Consider the following 2,900-nt stretch of genomic DNA (forward strand, 5'->3'; position numbering starts at 1 on the left):
GAACGCCGCTGAGTGCGTGCGTCGGGTTCGTTTCGTCATTTCCTCGGTTCCTTTGCCTGCATTATCGCTGGCTCAGGCCCCGGCCGTTCCACTTATCCCGCTGTCTGATTTTGCGCGGCCACCTCTGGAAGCTACGATGCACTGGCTTGATGCGGGCCACCGAATGCTGCTTGTTACGGTCGTGAAGACTTGGGGTTCGTCGCCTCGCCCGGAGGGGGCGATGCTTGTCCTGCGCGATGACGGTCGTGTGGTGGGCTCCGTTTCAGGCGGCTGTATCGAAGATGATCTCATCGACCAGGTGCGTCGGTACGGCGTCGCGCAAGGGGTGCCGGAGGTGGTCGAATACGGCATTAGTGCCGAGGAAGCGCATCGGTTCGGGTTGCCTTGCGGTGGCACGATGCGACTCGTGCTTGAGCCGATTACGCGGCAAAGCCGTATTCAGGCCCTGCACGAAGCGCTCAGTCGTGGCGAACTGGTGGCGCGCACGCTAGACATGATAACGGGTGCCGTCACACTTGGGCCACCGGGGACGACTGACGGTGTGCACTTCAACGGGATGCATCTGACGACGATTCACGGGCCCCGCTACCGTATGCTCGTTATTGGCGCGGGACAGCTATCGCGCTACTTATGCCAGGTCGCGACAGGACTCGAGTATCAGGTGGTGGTGTGCGATCCACGCGAGGAGTATGTGCAGACATGGAATGTACCCGGCACGCAACTCGTGCGCACGATGCCTGACGATACGGTCCTGGAAATGAGACCCGACGAACGCAGTGCAATCATTACACTCACGCATGACCCTAAACTCGATGATCTCGCGCTGATGGAAGCGCTGAAGACACCCGCGTTTTATGTCGGTGCGCTTGGCTCGCGGCGCAACAATGCTGCACGGCGCGAGCGGCTTAAAGAGTTCGATCTGAGCGACGCAGAACTTGCACGGTTGCGCGGTCCGGCCGGGATCTATATCGGCAGCCGCACGCCGCCCGAAATCGCGATATCGATTCTCGCAGAAGTAACGGCCGCGAAGAATCGTGTGTCGCTGCCGGCAATCCTTAGGGTCGAGCGTGGGAAGACGGCAAAGGCAGTCACGAATGATGGCACACCGATCAGTGCGTGGATCGTGTTTGGTGAAAGCGGGTTCTCTCATGAAACCGGCTTCCGGCGGCGAACTGGAGGCGAAGGCCATGCAGACATCGCAATATCAGCCAGCCGCTTCAGTCTTTCCCTGCATGCCCCATCACAGGCTTGCGCGGACATGCCTTGCACCACTGCGGCATAGAAGCGTGCGAGCGCTTCGGTGTCGGTATCCGGGGCAAGTTCGCCCTCAGCGACGGCACGGTCGAAGCGTACCTTGATGGTCTGCAGCCCAAGCTCCCGTCGCGCGGAGACCAATTGGGCGACCGACTCGCTCTTTTCGGCGTGTTGGAGAACAGCAGTCGAAATCATGCAGCCGCGCGGCCTTCCCGGGTCGGTGAAGCGTGCCGCAGCGTCGTGCAGATAGAACGCTATCGCATCGTGCGCCGGCAACTTTCCGCTTAGCGCTTCCAGCACGGCTTTGTTTTCACGCTCGCTGACATGGTCGAGCGCCTGTCTGTAAAGGTCCTCCTTCGAGCCGTAGGTTGCGTAGAGGGACGGCGGCGGGATACCCATGGCCTCGGTCAGATCGGCGATCGAGGTGCCCTCGTATCCATGCTCCCAGAACAGCCGAGCGGCGACATCGAGTCCCACGTCGCGGTCCAGCAACCTCGGCCTGCCGCGTTTCCGGGCGGGTTCGCTCATTTTTATATCGAGTCCTATAAAAATCGTTGACAAGCGTGTTTCGACGTCAATATTATAGTGACCACTACTAATTCAGTCAGGAAGGAGTGGTCGATGTCTGCAAAGCTTTCAAACAAGGTGGCCCTGATTACGGGAGGCTCGCGTGGCATCGGCCATGCCGTAGCCCTGGCATTTGCGAAAGAGGGGGCTGCGCTCATCGGCGTGCACTACGGCGCCAATCGGGATGCGGCGAACGCCACCATCCGTGAAATCGAAGCTCTCGGATCGAAAGCCGTCGCGATCGAAGCGGACCTAAGTCGCGGAAAGGAAGCAACGGACAGTCTCTGGGAACAGTTCAAGGCCGCTGCCATCGACGCCACGGGCGAGCCGAGGCTAGACATTCTCGTCAACAATGCTGGCGTGGCACCGGCCATCCGCCTGTCTGAGACGAGTGAGTCCGCATTCGACGAGGTCCTGACGATCAACTTCAAGGCACCGTTCTTCCTGATCCAGGCTATTGCAGATCACATCCGCGACAATGGGCGAATTATCAATGTTTCGACGGGCTTTACGCGTGTCGCGGCTCCAACGCATCCCGCCTACGCCGCTTCGAAAGGTGCGATTGAAACGCTGACGCTGGCGCTTGCCCCTGAGTTCGGTCCTCGTGGCATCACGGTGAATGCGGTCATGCCGGGCGTCACGGAGACCGACATGAATGCGGCGTGGATCAAGGTGCCGGAGGCACGTGCCGGCGCGGAGGCCATGTCGGTGTTCTCACGAGTGGGTCAACCTGTTGATGTCGCTGATGTCGTCACGTTCCTCGCATCGAATGAGGCACGCTGGACGACGGGGCAGGTGATCGATGCGACGGGCGGTGCCCGGCTCTAAGTCCCTCTGACATGAAGGCCGCACCAGTGTGCGACCAGCGTCGTGTCCGGCTTCATGGCAGGCCCCGCAGCGGTTGCGGCAGTCTGCCAGCTTGCCAGCGCTCAAAAACACGACATCTGCAAATAGCCAGAAGGGGGTGCGGCGGAATTCTTGGACGGGTTTATGTCGTCAGCCCGAGGCTCTCCCGGTATTCAATCGGACTGAGTGCGCCAAGCGAGATCTTGATCCGTTTCTCGTTGTACCAGCGAATG

General features: G+C 60.3%; 3 protein-coding genes and 1 pseudogene. 2 read left to right on the forward strand and 2 right to left on the reverse strand.

The features are described from left to right. Positions 1 to 136 precede the first annotated feature (136 nt). Positions 137 to 1,282: an XdhC family protein gene (locus tag AB4Y43_RS40200; RefSeq protein ID WP_368730270.1), complete on the forward strand. Its 1,146-nt coding sequence runs from the start codon at positions 137 to 139 to the stop codon at positions 1,280 to 1,282. A gap of 320 nt (positions 1,283 to 1,602) precedes the next feature. Here the strand turns inward: AB4Y43_RS40200 and AB4Y43_RS40205 are convergent. After that, positions 1,603 to 1,782, reverse strand: a pseudogene (locus AB4Y43_RS40205) (TetR/AcrR family transcriptional regulator); the annotation flags it as partial. 93 nt (positions 1,783 to 1,875) lie between these two features. On the opposite strand from AB4Y43_RS40205, the gene AB4Y43_RS40210 reads away from it, so the two are divergent. Beyond that, positions 1,876 to 2,649, forward strand: a complete 774-nt coding sequence (locus AB4Y43_RS40210) for an SDR family oxidoreductase (RefSeq protein ID WP_368730269.1) — start codon at positions 1,876 to 1,878, stop codon at positions 2,647 to 2,649. 160 nt (positions 2,650 to 2,809) lie between these two features. On the opposite strand, the gene AB4Y43_RS40215 is transcribed toward AB4Y43_RS40210, so the two are convergent. Then, the coding region (locus AB4Y43_RS40215) for an IS3 family transposase (RefSeq protein ID WP_368730271.1) at positions 2,810 to 2,900 on the reverse strand (91 nt) is incomplete at its 5' end.

The organism is Paraburkholderia sp. BR10872 (assembly GCF_040965835.1).
GTDB classification, from domain to species: Bacteria; Pseudomonadota; Gammaproteobacteria; order Burkholderiales; family Burkholderiaceae; genus Paraburkholderia; species Paraburkholderia nodosa_A.

Coding starts and splice junctions, on each gene's coding strand:
- AB4Y43_RS40210 (WP_368730269.1), top strand. CDS start 1,876: ATGTCTGCAAAGCTTTCAAACAAGGTGGCCCTGATTACGGGAGGCTCG.
- AB4Y43_RS40200 (WP_368730270.1), top strand. CDS start 137: ATGCACTGGCTTGATGCGGGCCACCGAATGCTGCTTGTTACGGTCGTG.